Source organism: Algibacter sp. (assembly GCF_039977455.1).
Taxonomy (GTDB): Bacteria; Bacteroidota; Bacteroidia; order Flavobacteriales; family Flavobacteriaceae; genus Algibacter_B.
The window spans coordinates 128,082-144,260 of record NZ_JBDWDG010000029.1 but is presented as its reverse complement, the minus strand read 5'-3'; the positions used below and the strand labels follow the sequence as shown (position 1 = coordinate 144,260).

Annotated in this window: 10 protein-coding genes; all 10 read left to right on the top strand. The window is 32.9% G+C overall.

Annotation, left to right across the window (positions count from 1 at the left end):
• Window position 1 precedes the first annotated feature (1 nt).
• Window positions 2–1,774, top strand: a complete 1,773-nt coding sequence (locus ABJM36_RS14145) for an efflux RND transporter periplasmic adaptor subunit (RefSeq protein WP_348452151.1) — start codon at window positions 2–4, stop codon at window positions 1,772–1,774.
• Between the two features lie 21 nt (window positions 1,775–1,795).
• Window positions 1,796–2,215 carry a cation transporter gene (locus tag ABJM36_RS14140; RefSeq protein ID WP_348452150.1) on the top strand — a complete coding sequence of 140 codons (420 nt, stop codon included), beginning with the start codon at window positions 1,796–1,798 and terminating at the stop codon, window positions 2,213–2,215.
• Window positions 2,216–2,861: 646 nt separating this feature from the next.
• Window positions 2,862–3,020 carry a T9SS type A sorting domain-containing protein gene (locus ABJM36_RS14135; RefSeq protein WP_348452211.1) on the top strand — a complete coding sequence of 53 codons (159 nt, stop codon included), beginning with the start codon at window positions 2,862–2,864 and terminating at the stop codon, window positions 3,018–3,020.
• A 72-nt stretch (window positions 3,021–3,092) separates the two neighbouring features.
• On the top strand, window positions 3,093–4,049 hold the full coding sequence (locus tag ABJM36_RS14130) for a sugar phosphate isomerase/epimerase family protein (protein WP_348452149.1): 957 nt from the start codon (window positions 3,093–3,095) through the stop codon (window positions 4,047–4,049).
• 49 nt (window positions 4,050–4,098) lie between these two features.
• Window positions 4,099–6,447 carry a chondroitinase-B domain-containing protein gene (locus tag ABJM36_RS14125; RefSeq protein WP_348452148.1) on the top strand — a complete coding sequence of 783 codons (2,349 nt, stop codon included), beginning with the start codon at window positions 4,099–4,101 and terminating at the stop codon, window positions 6,445–6,447.
• A 468-nt stretch (window positions 6,448–6,915) separates the two neighbouring features.
• On the top strand, window positions 6,916–9,171 hold the full coding sequence (locus ABJM36_RS14120; RefSeq protein WP_348452147.1) for an alginate lyase family protein: 2,256 nt from the start codon (window positions 6,916–6,918) through the stop codon (window positions 9,169–9,171).
• Window positions 9,172–9,277: 106 nt separating this feature from the next.
• Window positions 9,278–9,649: a cupin domain-containing protein gene (locus ABJM36_RS14115; RefSeq protein ID WP_348452146.1), complete on the top strand. Its 372-nt coding sequence runs from the start codon at window positions 9,278–9,280 to the stop codon at window positions 9,647–9,649.
• A 501-nt stretch (window positions 9,650–10,150) separates the two neighbouring features.
• Entirely contained in the window at window positions 10,151–13,378 is a 3,228-nt protein-coding gene (locus tag ABJM36_RS14110) for a SusC/RagA family TonB-linked outer membrane protein (RefSeq protein ID WP_348452145.1), read from the top strand.
• A gap of 6 nt (window positions 13,379–13,384) precedes the next feature.
• The gene (locus ABJM36_RS14105; protein WP_348452144.1) at window positions 13,385–14,974 is read left to right on the top strand and encodes a RagB/SusD family nutrient uptake outer membrane protein; all 1,590 of its coding nucleotides are present in this window, start codon (window positions 13,385–13,387) and stop codon (window positions 14,972–14,974) included.
• A 13-nt stretch (window positions 14,975–14,987) separates the two neighbouring features.
• A complete protein-coding gene (locus ABJM36_RS14100; protein WP_348452143.1) occupies window positions 14,988–16,163 on the top strand; it encodes a hypothetical protein in 1,176 nt (391 codons plus the stop codon).
• Window positions 16,164–16,179 lie beyond the last annotated feature (16 nt).

The following is a 16,179-nucleotide window of genomic DNA, read 5'->3' as shown; positions in this document are numbered from 1 at the left end:
AATGAAAAAATATATAATTTACGTAGGGATATTTGCAGTTGGAATGTTGTTAGGATGGCTGCTCTTTGGCGGGTCCTCAAATATAGAATCAGAACACAATCATGATGCAGCGACAGAAACCAACCAGATGTGGACGTGTTCTATGCATCCACAGATTATGCAACCAGAGCCAGGGGATTGTCCAATTTGTGGTATGGATTTAATTCCTGTGGCGAGTAGCTCTGAGGGTCTATTAGCAGACCAATTCAAGCTTTCAGAAAACGCTATGGCATTGGCAAACATTCAAACATCAATGGTTGGTCATGGTAAATCAGAAGATAATACAATTAAATTATCGGGAAAAATTGTAGAAAATGAAGACGCTAATGCAGTTCAAGTCAGTTATTTTTCAGGAAGAATAGAACAGCTAAATGTGAGTTTTACAGGCGAAAAAGTAAATAAAGCACAATTATTAGCAACTGTTTACTCTCCAGAACTATATGCAGCGCAACAAGAACTTATTACAGCGGCTTCAATAAAAGAATCGCAACCTTCATTGTATAAGGCAGTACGAAACAAATTAAAATTATGGAAACTCTCTGAAAGTCAAATTAATCAAATTGAAACTTCTGGTTTGGTTAAAGAAAACGTTCCGATTTATGCAACGGTTTCAGGAACAGTTTCTGAAAAGCTAGTAGAACAAGGTGATTTTGTTAAACAAGGTCAGCCTTTGCTCAAAATAGCGAATCTAAATACGGTTTGGGCCAATTTTGATGTGTATGAAAATCAAATTAATTTATTTAAAATAGGGCAAGCCATTTCTATAACTTCCAATACATATCCTAATAAAGTGTTTAAAGCTAAGGTAGATTTTATAGATCCTGTTTTAAACACCAAAACAAGAACTGTAAAATTAAGAGCTGTACTTGCTAATAAACAGGATGCCTTTAAACCAGGAATGTTTGTTGAAGCAAAAGTAAAAGGAATCACTTCAAGTAAAGAGCCGGTATTAACTATTCCATCTACCGCAGTTTTATGGACTGGAGAGCGTTCAGTTGTATATTTAAAAACAGATCCCAATCAACCTGTTTTTGAAATGCGAGAGATAACTTTAGGTCATAAAATTGGCGATAATTATGAAGTGCTAAAGGGTTTGGAAATTGAAGATGAAATAGTAACTCATGGAACATTTACGGTTGATGCTGCGGCGCAATTACAAGGCAAGAAATCTATGATGAATAAAGAAGGCGGTAAAGTTATTACTGGTCATGAAGGCCACCTAGGTATGGAAAGGAATACTTCAATAAATAATGCGAGTCTTTATAATAGGAAAGAAAGAATAAAAGTGTCTAAGGACTTTCAGAATCAATTAAAAGTGGTTTTTAATGATTATATCAAATTAAAAGATGCTTTGGTGAAAGACGAATATAATAAGGTTATAACAGAATCAAAACGACTATTGGGTCATTTATCTAACGTGGAAATAAAGGGATTAAAAGATAAAGAGGCTCATGCTTATTGGATGTTATTAGAAAAAGAAATAAAAGCTTCAGCAACATCAATTTCAAATACTTCAAAATTGGAATCACAACGAAATCATTTTAAGCAGCTCTCATCCCATTTAATTGGAGCGATTCAGACCTTTGGTGTCAACGAAAAAGTCTTTGTTGAGTTTTGTCCGATGGTAGACGATAACAATGGAGCATATTGGTTGAGCAGGGAAGAAAAAGTAATCAATCCATATTTTGGTGGTGCAATGCTAACCTGTGGAGAAGTAAAACAAGTAATAGAATAACAATAAATAAATTTTAAAACAATGAAAAATGTAATTTTAAGTGTAGCTGTAATTATGGCTATAGGTTTAACGAGTTGTAAAAACGACACCAAGCAGGTAGCCACAGAAACAAAAACGGAAGTGTCTAAAAATATAGCTATGACAGATGTGTCTTTTGGTGTTAGAGGTAATTGTGGTATGTGTAAAAAAACCATCGAAAAAGCAGCTAATGCTATTGAAGGCGTTGCAAGTGCAAATTGGGATGTAAATAAAAAGAAAATTGATGTGTCTTTTGATGATACAAAAACAGATGTAATGGCAATTCACAAAGCAATTGGGGCATCAGGATATGATACAGAAAAAGTTTCTGGAAATGTTGAAGCGTATAAAGATTTAGCTGGTTGTTGCCAATATGACCATGATATGAAAATGAATCTAACTAGAAATGAAATGGTGGAGTAGATGTATAATTAATTAGATATGGCTTAAAAGCCACACGTAGTAAATTAAAAACTATTATTAAAGCCCATTGTTGTTATTATATGGGCTTTTTTATTAACTACAATTTGAAGTAATATTAAGATTTTAAGTAGGTATAGGTGTCAGACAAGTTACCTGTATCAAATTCGTTTTCTGTTAAATGCTGTTCACTAATTTTAACATATCCTAAGCTTTATAGATCGCTTTTATGTGTTTTATGTGAGTCATTTCGAAGCGGTTAAAACAATCTGGTTTTCAAATTAGAAAAACACTAGAGATTATTGTGAAAACTTAAAAGCTCACGTTTTAGAAATAATGTTAAGGTTTTTATGAATAAAAGGTATTCATGATCTTCAGCTTAAGGTGTAATTATAATATTGTATTTAAAGAATTGATTAAAATATACCAATATGTGATGTTAGAATTCTTTTTTTGTGTTAAAATTTAGGTGTATTCGTAAATTTTGTAATATATTTGGGAAATCTATAATTGGTTAACCAATTTGGAAAACCAAAAACTGAATTTTACGTCCAAAGGAATTTAAAACTAAAACTATAACTAAAATATTACATTATGAAAACAAAATTACCTTTAGTAAGACTAAGTAACAAAACGATTTGTAAAAGTTATTTCAGTAGAAATGTATAGCTTAATTGGGCAAAAAGTTATTTCAAAAACCAACTTGGTTAATAGTAAATTGGATATTTCTAATTTAAATCGTGGTATTTATATTTTAAAGGTAAATGCTACTGATGGAAGCTTAACTAAAAAAATAATAGTAGAGTAACCAGTAAAATAGTTTAATTAAAAGGCCTTTTTTTAAGATAAAAGGCTTTTTTTAGTTTACTAAAATTTAATTATGGTATCAAAAAATAGACGAGAATTTGTAAAAAAATCGGCCTTAGCCTTAGGCGCAATACCTATGTTAGGGTTTTCTAATAATGGGTTAAATTGGGTTAACGCTTCCAATAATGATGATTTGTCCGTGCATATTTTTTCTAAACACCTTCAGTTTTTAGATTATAAAACTACAGGTGAAATGGCGGCACGAATGGGCTTTTCTGGAGTCGATTTAACGGTGAGGCCAAAAGGACATGTATTGCCAGAACGTGTGAAAATAGATTTACCTAAAGCCGTTGCTGATATAGAATCTGGTGGTTCCCAATGTAAAATAATTACAACAAGTATTGAGAATGTGAATAACCCTCTCGATGTAGATGTAATAAAAACGGCAGGGCAATGTGGTGTTAATTGCTATCGCTCAAATTGGTTTGAGTATTTAGAAGACCATAGCTTAGAAGATTCTATTAATATCTATAAAAATCAAATAAAAGAACTTAGCGAGTTAAATGCACAGCATAATATTGTTGGTAGTTACCAAAATCATGCAGGTGTAAAAGTAGGGGCTTCTTTTTGGGAAATTAAAGCTATTTTAGAATTAGCAAACACCCAATTTTTTGGTACCCAATACGATATTCGACATGCGGTTGTTGAAGGCGGGAATTCTTGGGTAAACGGACTCAAACTTTTACAAAATCATATTAAAGTTATTGTTTTAAAAGACTTTAAATGGGGTAAGGTTAATGGCCAATGGAAAACTATTAATGTGCCTATTGGTGAGGGAATGGTTGATTTTGATGCCTATTTTAAAATACTAAAAAAGTATAAATTAAAACCTCCAGTTTCTTTGCATTTAGAATATGATTTGGGAGGCGCAGAAAAGGGACATACTACATTAAATGTTGATAAAAAAGTCGTTTTTGATGCCATGAAAAAAGACTTAAATGCTGTTCAAAAATTGTGGAATGAATCCTAATATTATAGTTGGTTGATATTAATACATAAACTTAAAAGAAATAATACTAATGAATTACTCCATTAATTTTAAATTCAAGAATACTATTTTAATCTATCTAAGTATTTTACTCCTTAGTTTTGGTTGTAAAGAATCCGCTAATACAAGCGTTAGCGGTATTAAAGTTGATAATATTCAGGCTTTAAATGAGGCGATTAAAGATGCTAAACCTGGAGATAACATTGTTCTAGCAAATGGTGTTTGGAAAGATGTAGAAATTAAGTTTAGAGGCGAAGGTACAAAAGACAGTCCTATAGTTTTAAGCGCAGAAACAGCCGGTAAAGTTTCTATTGAAGGTAAATCATATTTAAAATTTGGAGGTCAGTTTTTAGTGGTTCAAGGGTTGCATTTTAAAAATGGGTATTCGCCATCTAGAGCAGTAGTCGAGTTTAAAATAAATGATGATGAAATTGCAAATAATTGTAAAATAACAAATTGCGTTATAGAAGATTTTAATAAACTTAAACGCGATGATAGCGATTTATGGGTTAATTTCTGGGGTAGACATAACGAGTTAAGTAATTGCTATATTGCTGGCAAAACCAATAGAGGACCAACAATACGAGTTAATTTAGAAGGAATTGAAAGTATAAATAACTACCATCAAATTATTAATAATCATTTTGGTCCACGGCCTGTAAAAGGAGGACCAAGTGGCGAGACTATTCAATTAGGAAATAGTTTTACATCAATGGCTCCAAGTTATACTATGGTTGCCAATAACTTATTTGAAGAATGTAATGGAGAGGTTGAGGTTATATCAAGCAAAACCAACTTTAACGAGTTTAGAAACAATGTGTTTTATAAAAGTGAAGGGTCTTTAGTAACCAGACATGGTAATTATTGTACGATTGATGGTAACTATTTTATAGGAGATGGTGTTAACAAAAATTATGGGGGTATCCGAATTATTAACACCGGACATTGGGTAACAAACAACTATTTTTTTAACCTAAAAGGTACGAGTTTTAGAAGTCCGTTAGCTGTTATGAACGGAATACCAAAATCGCCACAAAACAGATATAATCAAGTTACCGATGTTGTGGTGGCTTATAATACTTATGTCAATTGTAGCACACCGTGGCAATTTGGTGTGGGTACAAATATTGATCTAGCCGAGGTGTTACCAAAGTCTGAAATTCGTTCGGCAAGAGCCATTAGAACTACTGTGGCAAACAATGTTATTTACAATGAAAAGGGTTTAGAGGCTATTGTAATTGAAAATGATAAAGCCGATGGAGTTACTTTTATAAATAACATAGTTGATAATAAAGGTGTTGATTTTAAGGATTTTGCTGGTGGAATAAAGGAGGCTTCGTTAACGTTAAAATCGCTATCTGAGAATATTAAAATTCCAACTGGTGTACCAAGTGATATTGAACCTTACAAAGGCTTTGATTTCGAGAATATAGAAACAGATTTATTCGGTAAGTCAAGAAAAGATAATAATAGTATTGGAGCTATAATTGGAGAAGATATTGCAAATCCTAATATTCTTGATAAATCTAAATACGGTACAGATTGGTTTTCAAATGAAAGTGAAGCCAAAACACCTGTTTATCACAAGGTTTCTAATGCTAGCGAGATTCAAATAAAATTAGATGCGGCAAATAATGGTGATATTATAGTTTTAAATCCGGGTGTTTATACGGTAGAGCAGTCATTAGTTATTAATAAAACGGTAACAATTCAATCTACAGATGGAGGGAAAGCTCAGGTTTTATTTTCAGGAGCTGTTAATACTCCGCTTTTTGCACTTAATCCTAAAGGAAAACTAACGGTTAATAATGTAGATTTAAAGGGAAATAATGGCAATTATGCTTTTGCAAGTTTAAAAGAAAACATGTCTAATCATTTTGGTTTATCAGTTTCAAATACCGAAATAAGTAATTTTAATTACGTTTTAAAGGTTTATAAAGAAGCCTTTGCAGAGCGTATTACTTTTAATAATTCTAACATTTCAGATTGTGCGAATGGTATTGAATTGTCGGAAGAAATTAATGATAAAGGAGATTATAACACCGAATACTTAACCATAGATAATTGTAAGTTCAATAATGTAAAAGCCAATGTGGTTGATTATTATCGAGGTGGTTATGATGAGTCTACAATTGGAGGAAACCTTCTCGTTTCAAATTCAACCTTTACAAATTGCGGCTCTAATGAAGAAAACCGTATACTACTAAATCATCATGGTATTGTAAATGTAAATATTACGGGAAATACTTTTAAAAATAATCCAGTGGCCTTTGTTTCAGTTTTATGGGGCGCAAAAAATAATTCACAATCCAATAATACCTTAAGTAATTCTGGGCAGATTAAAGTTCAAGAAAACTTAGAAATGAAGTTGATGTATTAGTTTTTATGGAATGTTTGGTATGTAAAATGGAGTAAACTATTTAAAGTTCAGATAACTTTAAACGCTTATTTTATAGGTATTTTCTTATTAAATTATGTTAAATTTAAGATTTAAGCATTATTTTTTTGTTAAAGTTGGAAATACTTATATATTTGGTAAACCAAATTGGTTAACCAGATTGGTATCATTTTTGATTTTGAGCCTTTATTATAGTACATGCCAGATTGAGAAATAGGTTTTTTTATCTCTGGAAAAGCAAAAAAAAATTACTATGGTTTAAGCAGAATGGGTACCAATCTTTGGGTTTTAACGATTGCTTAAAAATTAGAATCATTAGCGGTGTTAAACAACAGAAAAGCTATTCATGTAAAAGCGGGATTGAATAGTTTGTTTGATACTGCTAGTAATTCACCAATTAAATTTAAAAGAAACTATCCTGTTTTTGGGAGCTAAATTTTAAACTAAACTATGAAATTAAAAAGAACCTTACTTTTAAGTTTACTGCTTATTTCTTTATTTTCTTGTAATAATAAAACAGAAGCCGTTGTTGTGGATCATGAACAAGGAGGTCATCCAAATTTAATTTTGACAAAGGAAGGTGTAAAAGAGATTAGAGCCCAATTAGGTAATATTCCAATTTTCGATAATACCTTAAAGGAAGTAAAAGAAGAAATTGATGCCGAAATTAAATTAGGTATAGACACGCCAATCCCAAAAGATTATTCGGGTGGGTATACGCATGATCGTCATAAACGTAACATGGTTATAATGCAAAAAGCTGGTGTTTTATATCAAATTTTAGATGACCAAAAGTATGCAAAGTATGTAAAAGATATGCTAATGCAATACGAAGATATGTACAAAACCTTACCTGTGCATCCTAAAACAAGATCGTACGCTAGAGGCAAGTTATTCTGGCAATGTTTAAACGATTCTAATTGGCTGGTATATGTTAGTCAAGCCTACGATTGCGTTTATAATTACTTAACTGAGGAAGAAAGAAACAAATTAGAAACCAATTTATTTAAGCCGTTTGCAGATTATATTTCTGTAGAAAATCCACAATTTTACAATAGAGTACACAACCATAGTACATGGGGAAATGCTGCCGTTGGTATGATTGGTTTGGTTATGGGTGACGAGGATTTAATTGAGCGTGCCTTGTACGGTATTAAAGGCTTACAAATGGATAAAACTGCTAAAGATGATGATGGCGGATACATTAATAAGGATGGAAAAGCTGGTTTTTTAGCAAATATTGAAGAGCCTTTTTCTCCAGATGGCTATTATAATGAAGGTCCATATTACCAAAGGTATGCCATGTATCCTTTTTTAATTTTTGCTGAAGGTTTACATAATGTAAGACCAGAGGTTAAGATTTTTGAATATAAAGACGGGGTGCTTTTAAAGTCAATTAACGCCCTTCTAAATTTGTCTGATGGCGATGGTGATTTTTTTCCACTAAACGATGGTCAAAAAGGCATGTCGTATTACAATAGTGCGTTAGTAACAGCTGTAGATATCTCCTATCATTTTGGAGGTCAAGATCCAGGGCTGTTAAGTATAGCTAAACAACAAAATAAAGTATTGTTAGATGATTCTGGTTTGGCTGTAGCCCTTGGAATAAAAAATGGACAAGATAAGCCCTTCGAGAAAAAGTCTATTAACTTATCCGATGGGCCAGATGGAACACAAGGTGGTGTAGGTATTTTGCGTAATGAAGGTATAGAACTGGTTTTTAAATACGCAGCACAAGGTTCTAGTCATGGGCATTACGATAAATTATCGTATTCGTTATACGAAAAAGGCGATGAGGTTATTCAGGATTATGGTTTAGCACGCTTTGTAAATATTGAGCAAAAAGGCGGCGGAAATTATTTAAAAGAAAATAAAACTTGGGCTAAACAAACCATAGCTCATAACACCGTTACACAAAACGAAACTTCTCATTTTAACGGTAAATTTGAAACCGGTAATAAGTATCATCCAGAGTTACATTATTTTTCTTCAGAGAATGAAAGTGTTCAGGTAGCAAGTGCCATTGATACTCACGCTTATCCGGGTACAGAAATGCTTCGTACTATGGCAGTTATTAAGGATGAAGATTTTGAAAAACCTTATGTGTTAGATATTATGAAGGTAACTTCCAAAAAAGCAAACCAGTATGATTTTCCATATTATTTTTTAGGTCAGGTTTTGCAAACCAATTTTGACTATAAAACACCGGAAATACTAAAGCCTTTAGGGAATAAAAATGGGTATCAACATTTATTTATTGAGGGGGCTGCAAAGGCGCAAAGTAATAATAGTAAACTGTCTTGGTTAAATAAGGGTAAATTTTATACCTTAACTTCAGTTACCAATAATACCGATGATTTGTTATTTACTAGAATAGGTGCCAACGATCCTGATTTTAATTTAAGACGCGAGGCAGCTTTACTTTTAAGACGAAAAAATGTTAAAAACACAACCTTTGTATCTGCAATAGAATCCCACGGTAGTTATAGTCCGGTAACGGAATCAGCAGTAAATTCTAACAGTAATATAAGCGATTTAAAAATTCTTTTAGATAGCCAAGATTATACAGCAATTGGTATTACCAATGTAAAAGGTGTTTTTAAACTGTTTATTACGGCCAATACTAATACTCAAAAGGAAACGAAACATAAATTAGAAATTAATAATGAGAATTATGAATGGTCAGGTTCTTATTATTTCAAATAAAACAATCAACCTAAATTAAAAATTATAAACCTTCCCTAACGAGAATTTGATACTCAAATTAAGGATTATGTAGGGATGAATATTAACCTTTAAAATAATAATAAATATGAAAAGATTTAGTGAAAAGTACGTCATATCGAAAGACATGGAATGGGAAGACCTTGGTGGAGGTGTATCAAGAAAGTTTTTAGGTTACGACAACCAAATCATGATGGTAAGAGTGAAGTTTAAAAAAGGAGCATTTGGTTCTCCACATCAACATTTTCACACACAAGCTACTTTTTGTGCTTCGGGTAAATTTGAATTTGAAATTGATGGCGTAAAGAAAATTGTTGAAGCAGGTGATGGTATTTATATTGAGCCTAATTTATTACATAGTGCTCTTTGCTTGGAAGAAGGTGAATTAATTGACACATTTAGTCCGGTAAGAGAAGATTTCTTAAGTGGTGGTGATGTGTCCTATTTTGGTGAGAAATAGACTTAGGGAAAAACCTGCTATTATAACAATTTATTGCTTGTTAATGTGTTTTTTGATGCAGGAAGTATGGGTTACTATCCTAGTTCACAATTGGTAAGTAGCTCATGGATGGCCAAGAATGAGAACTTACCTTAAAAAATGTATATAAAAAGGTAAAGGAGGAAGCTCAATTGATGTTCTTATTCCGCTTTTACTTGGTTGTAAGCCTATAATGGAGGTTGCCAATTGTGGTCTTTATCCCTATAACAGGGGTTTTGTGGAGTAAAAGTGTTAAAGCCGTTTTTATTTTTTGTTAATACTAAAAATTAACATATATTTGGGAAACCAATTTGGTTAACCAAATTGGTTTCCCAATAAACTAAACAATTTACATTGGGAATTCTATAACTCAATGTAAATCCAGTTTTAAAAGTTTAATCAAACTGCACTTTTAAAATTTTTTTTGCTTTCGTTATTAAAAAAGTAAGTAACAAACTAAACTAAAAATCAAATTATCTTATTATGAATTTGAAAACTAAGCTTTTTTTTATGGTACTGTTGGTGTTCAACATTACCTTGTATGCACAGGGCACGCCCATAAAAGGTACTGTTGTCTCCGCTGCCGATAACATCCCTATTCCGGGTGTTAATGTTATTGTGTTAAATACCTCAACTGGGGCCTCAACAGATTTTGATGGGCTTTATCAAATTAACGCAAATAGTGGAGATGTACTGCAGTTTTCCTACATTGGTTATGTGTCTAAAACAGTAATTGTAGCCGATCAAAAAATAATTAATGTAGCTTTAGAAGAAGATATAGCACAATTAAACGAAGTGGTTGTAATTGGTTATGGTGATCAAAAACAAAAAAATGTTACAAGTGCCTTAACTAAAGTGTCTGGAAAAGCAATAGAAGATGCGGCTGTGTCTCGTGTTGAAGATGCACTTAGAGGTAAAGTTGCAGGTTTAAGAATTCAAACAGTATCGTCAGAAGCAGGTGGAGATCCTAAAATCACATTAAGAGGACCAGGGTCAATAACAGGGTCGTCATCACCACTTATTGTTGTAGATGGGATTGTGCTGGGAACAGATTCTGATATTTTAGGTTCAATTGATAATAATAATATTCAATCCATAAGTGTTTTAAAAGATGCCTCTTCGGTAGCTATTTATGGTTCACGTGGTGCAAACGGTGTGATTTTAGTGTCACTTAAAAAAGGTGTTGTTGGTAAAACAACATTTTCCTATAATGCTTTTACAGGATTTAAATTTGCAAAGAAAAATGATAACTTCAATACATCAATAGCCGACGAAAGGTTAAGGTTAGATGGGTTACAAGGTCAAGTAAACGCTATTTCAACAGATAGTCAAAACTATGATAGAATTATAGGTGACTATAACTCAGCTTACGCAGAGCTTGAGGCTATGGATTTTATAGCGTCTTTAGGCGATGGCGAAAAAAATTGGCAAGACGAGGTATTTGAAGGAGGTGTAATTAGTAGCCACTCTTTTGCTGCTAGAGGCGGAACAGAATTAACTAGTTATACAGCTTCATTAGGGTATCTTGAGGACGAAGGTGTAGCTCTAATAGATAATTTTAAAAAGTATAATGCTAGAATAAAAGTAGATAGTAAATCAAAAAACAAAAAAATTAAATACGGGGCTAACTTGCGTGTTAATTATAACGATCAAAATAAATTGCCAGCTCGATTTACAGATCCTTTAAGACAGTATGGGCATATTCCATTATATTTAAATGAAGATCATTTAGATTATGTTACTAACTTCTCTACAGATATTGGAACCCCAACAGATGCCGGTAAATTATTCGAAAACCTTGGTGTTGGTAGCTATGGCTTTTCAAGAGCTTTTGATCATGTTTTTACTGTAGACCCAAATAACCCAAGGGCAATTCTTAGAGATCCTATTACAGGACTTCCTGTAGCTAGCGATTTAACTTCTGGCGGTTTAACATTATCTACTACAAAAAATGTTCATCCATTAGTCCACTTTTTAGAACGTTCTAGAACTAAGAAAAAATTAAGTTTAAATGCATCCTCTTATATTGATTTTCAATTAGCAGATGGCCTTAGTTTTAAACAAACTGTTTCTAGTGTTTTTAGACATAATAAAACCAATGAGTTTGATTATTTATTAGGTCAAGAAAATAGAGATCAGGAATCTTACCGTTTAGAAAGGAGAGATGTTTTAAATCAATATACATTTGAGTCTCTTCTTAGATATAAAAAGGATATTGGAAGTCATAATTTTAATTCAATTTTAGGTTTCGAATACCAACAACGTGATTTTTATAGGCAAGAGTCTGAAGCTGTAGGGTATACAAACGATTTTAATAATAATATAGCTCTTGCAGACGGTGGTACAACTTACACTGATAATGGTACCGATAAGCTAGTATCTTATTTTGGAAGAATTGACTATAACTACAAAGAAAAATATTTAGTACAATTATCTGCGCGTGCTGATGGTAGTACAAGGTTTGGACCAAATTCAAGATTTGGATACTTTCCTGCAGCATCTGTAGGTTGGGTAATGTCTAACGAGAACTTTTTATCCAATAGTGATTTTGTATCGTTCTTAAAATTAAGAGCAAGTTATGGGGTTTCTGGGTCAAATGAAATTTCCAACAACATATTCGAGTCGCTTTACAGATTTGAAGAAACATTTGGTACAATTGGTTATAATGGAGAAACAGGTGTTAAAGGGTTAACATTAGCTAACCAAGATTTAGGATGGGAAAAAGTTATTGAGTTTAATCCAGGTATCGATGTTACATTTGGAAGAGGGTTAATGAATTTAACACTAGATTACTATACAAAAACAAGTGATGACTTAATTCTTTTTGCTCCAGTATCGGGTACGTATGGTACGGATAATTGGTTACAGAATTTAGGTGAAGTTAAAAATGAAGGTTTCGAAATAGAATTAAATTCTAGAATTATTACCAACGAAAACTTTAGCTGGCAGGCTTCTGGTAACTTTGCTTTAAATAGAAATACGGTTCAAGACTTAGGGTCTAACGAGCAAATTATTTCTAGAATAGATCAAGATACTAGACCTACCGAGTTTATTGCTAGAGTGGGACAACCAATAACATCTTTTTATGGATGGGTTTATGATAAGGAAATTCCATTGGAATGGGTTGATAATCCTTTTAATAGATTCAATAATGATTATGCCGATGTTTATGTAAAAGATTTAAATAATGACGGTATTATTGACGATGAAGATAGAACAGAATTAGGAAGTCCTTATCCAGATTTTACGTGGAACTTTAGTTCAGATTTCTATTATAATGATTTCGATTTATCTTTTCAATGGTCAGGTTCACATGGAGCGGAAGTTAGGGTTGCAGATTTAGATCAACTTTACTATGCAAGTGAATCGGCAGTGAATGAAGTAGCAAATTTTCCAGATGCAGATTTAACGGTGCATAGAAGGTTTACAGACGATCATATTCAAGATGCATCTTTCGTAACATTAAGAAATATTACCTTAGGTTATTCTTTACCAGATTCATTTACATCAAAGGTTAACATAAGTAAACTTAGATTTTATGTAACAGGTGAAAATTTATTTTACTTTACAGCAGCGGATTATGAAGGGTTTAATCCAGAAGCACAAGGACAAACATCAAACAATGCAAATACCGCATTAACTTCTGGTTACCAAAGAGGTGATGGTCCAATAGTGAGAACCATTTCAGCAGGGATTAACTTACAATTTTAATTAATTATGAAAAATATATATATAAATTTAATACTATGTTTTTCTTTTATGGCCGTTTTAGTAGGTTGTGAAAGAGAACTTGATCTTAGTAATCCAACAGCACTTTCAATTGAAGAGTTATTGCAAACGGATAATGGTTTCGAGTTATTGTCTAATGGAATTTTAGATGCCTACCAAAAAGTTCCTGCTAACGAGTTTTTGTTAGTAGAATTAAGGTCAGATAATGTAAGAGCCAATTCAGAAAACGGAAATTTCCCAGCAATTAATGCTTATAATGTAGATCCTAATAATGGCGATGTTGCTACGTATTATTCCAATAATATGGCAACTATTAAACATGCAAACACCATAATTGACAACCGCTTTTTAGCTCCTGAAAGTCAACAATATACTGTAGGTGAAGCTTATTTTATGAGAGCCTTATGTCATTTTAATTTGGTAAGAGCTTATCAAAATATTCCATATGTAGATAAAGTTTTAGATGTAACAAAAGGTGAAGCTTTAGATTATCCGCAATTGGGAGAAGCAGAAGTTTACGAGAAAATTATTGAAGACTTTAAAACTTCAATCGCATTTTTAACTGGTGTAGATCAAAATAAATACCGTCCATCGGCAGGTGCTGCCATTTGCTTAGCTGCAAAGGCGTATTTAAGTCAACCATCACCTAATTATAGCGAAGCAGAACTTTTATTAGCTTCAGTTGTAGAAAATAGTGCCGCTTTTGGATATGGTCTTTTAACTCAAGATAGAGAGGATGCAGTCGATCAAAATTCTGATGCTATTATATCTGATAAAGAACATTACTATGGTTTAGCTTTAGAGTATGGTCGTGTTTTTGGAAACGAATTTTCAGGTGGATTTACAGCAGATGCAGATGTGGTACTTGATGGGTCTTGGTCTAATAATTCTGGTTTCGAAATTAACAACGAAATAATTTTCTCAATTGCATATGATTTGGTAAGTAGTGATAACTATGTAACTAGCGATAGTGGTTTGGATGATCAAATAGAAACGGACTCAGAATCTCATAGTTTTGCTATGACCTTGCAAGGGCCTTCCAATGGTGTTAATATCGCGTCTTTAGATTTTTTAGATGTCATGACGCCAGAATTGCAACCAGTAAGGTTTCCGGTTAGTATTAAGGTGTTATCTTATAATCCTATTGATGAAACTAACGATACTTTTAATGATAAATTTCCAACCGATGGAGAAATTGGAGATAACGATTGGATTGTTTTAAGATATGCAGACGTTTTATTGCTATACGCCGAAGCTATTTTAGGCGATGTAGGTATTGATGGAAGCACAACCGATACTAGAGCTTTAGATGCATTTAATCAAGTAAGAACTAGAGCAGGTCTAGAGGAGGTAGTTAACCTAACTAAGCGCCAATTATTAGAAGAAAGAAGAGTCGAGTTTGTATACGAAAACCAACGATTATATGATTTGGTTAGATTTGGTCAAGCCGATGAGGTTCTTCAAAACTTTTCTAATGAGAACAGTTTGTTTTATACATCTGAAAAGAAATACCTTCCGTTTCCACAAAGAGAAATAGATAACTTACCTGGTTTTTATACACAAAATAACGGATACTAAAATCTTAACAATCATGAAAAAATATTTAATTAATTTAAAGTATATAGTTTTAGGAACATTTGTTTCTTTAACAGCTTGTGTTAGTGATGATCTTCCTGATGTTGGAGATTTAGAGGACATTACCGGACCAACACCTTTTTACAGTTTTACCAATGTTACAACCTCAGAGTTCGATTGTAACGAAGTAGAGTTATCGGCAAATTATGATTATAATTTTCAAGCAGGTTCAAATCTAGCGGTAAACGGTACTTCGTATCAATGGTCAATTGCACCGGCAGAAGGGGTATCCTTAATAAATAAAGATTTACCTGTATTAGAACAATTAATAGATGCAGAATTGGCAACAATTGTTGCTTTAGAAGCGGAGATTGCAAAGTTGAAATTTAAAATACCTTGCGAATCAGATTCAGCTAAAGTCGATGTTATGAATGCTTCTATTATTGAGTTAGAAGCTCAATTAGAAGCTGCTGAAAACAATCTTAGTGATGATGTAATTCAAAATGTAGCCGATTTAGAAAATCAGATTGCAAACTTACCACCAGCAACACTTCAAGACCAAGAGTTAATATTCTCTTTCCCTGGACCTGGCGAATATACTATTGGTTTAACAGTAACCGATAACCTTGGTAAATCTGATTATACAGAAAAAGGAGTAGAGGTTATTCAAGTGGTGCCAACAATACCTGTACCGGAAATTGGAGAACCTGGTTTTGATGATAATACTTTGTTTGATGGCACTGGCGATGGAAGAGATTCGTGGAGGGCTCCTAGTAGTAGTGCTTGGGGTAGCGTTTTTCAAATTAATACAAAATCCGAATTAGGTATTTTACCAGACGGTTTACAAGCCGCTAAATTTCCTGCGGATGGTACTCGAGTTGGTTATCAAGAAATCGAAGTAACACCTGGAGCGACTTATGTGTTAACATACTTTAGTGCTTTCGAAGAAAATGCTTATGGTGAATTAACCGTGTCTTTAATTGCACCTGGAACAGCTTCTCTTGCCGATGCCAGATTGGAAGCTAATATAGTGGCAACGAGAACTGATAATAACATTGGTCGTGTGGCAGATGTTTTTAAACAACATGCTATTACGTTTGAAGCTGGAGAATACGAGTCTGTTATTATTTTGCTAACAAATTCTGGTGTTGAAAGTAGATTAGATGCTTTTGCAATATCAGTAAAACAATAAATAATTTAAAACATTA

What these genes read in the sequence shown, in the direction of transcription:
- ABJM36_RS14145 (WP_348452151.1), top strand. Translation starts at nt 2, where the DNA reads ATGAAAAAATATATAATTTACGTAGGGATATTTGCAGTTGGAATGTTG.
- ABJM36_RS14120 (WP_348452147.1), top strand. Translation starts at nt 6,916, where the DNA reads ATGAAATTAAAAAGAACCTTACTTTTAAGTTTACTGCTTATTTCTTTA.
- ABJM36_RS14130 (WP_348452149.1), top strand. Translation starts at nt 3,093, where the DNA reads ATGGTATCAAAAAATAGACGAGAATTTGTAAAAAAATCGGCCTTAGCC.
- ABJM36_RS14100 (WP_348452143.1), top strand. Translation starts at nt 14,988, where the DNA reads ATGAAAAAATATTTAATTAATTTAAAGTATATAGTTTTAGGAACATTT.
- ABJM36_RS14110 (WP_348452145.1), top strand. Translation starts at nt 10,151, where the DNA reads ATGAATTTGAAAACTAAGCTTTTTTTTATGGTACTGTTGGTGTTCAAC.
- ABJM36_RS14125 (WP_348452148.1), top strand. Translation starts at nt 4,099, where the DNA reads ATGAATTACTCCATTAATTTTAAATTCAAGAATACTATTTTAATCTAT.
- ABJM36_RS14115 (WP_348452146.1), top strand. Translation starts at nt 9,278, where the DNA reads ATGAAAAGATTTAGTGAAAAGTACGTCATATCGAAAGACATGGAATGG.
- ABJM36_RS14140 (WP_348452150.1), top strand. Translation starts at nt 1,796, where the DNA reads ATGAAAAATGTAATTTTAAGTGTAGCTGTAATTATGGCTATAGGTTTA.
- ABJM36_RS14105 (WP_348452144.1), top strand. Translation starts at nt 13,385, where the DNA reads ATGAAAAATATATATATAAATTTAATACTATGTTTTTCTTTTATGGCC.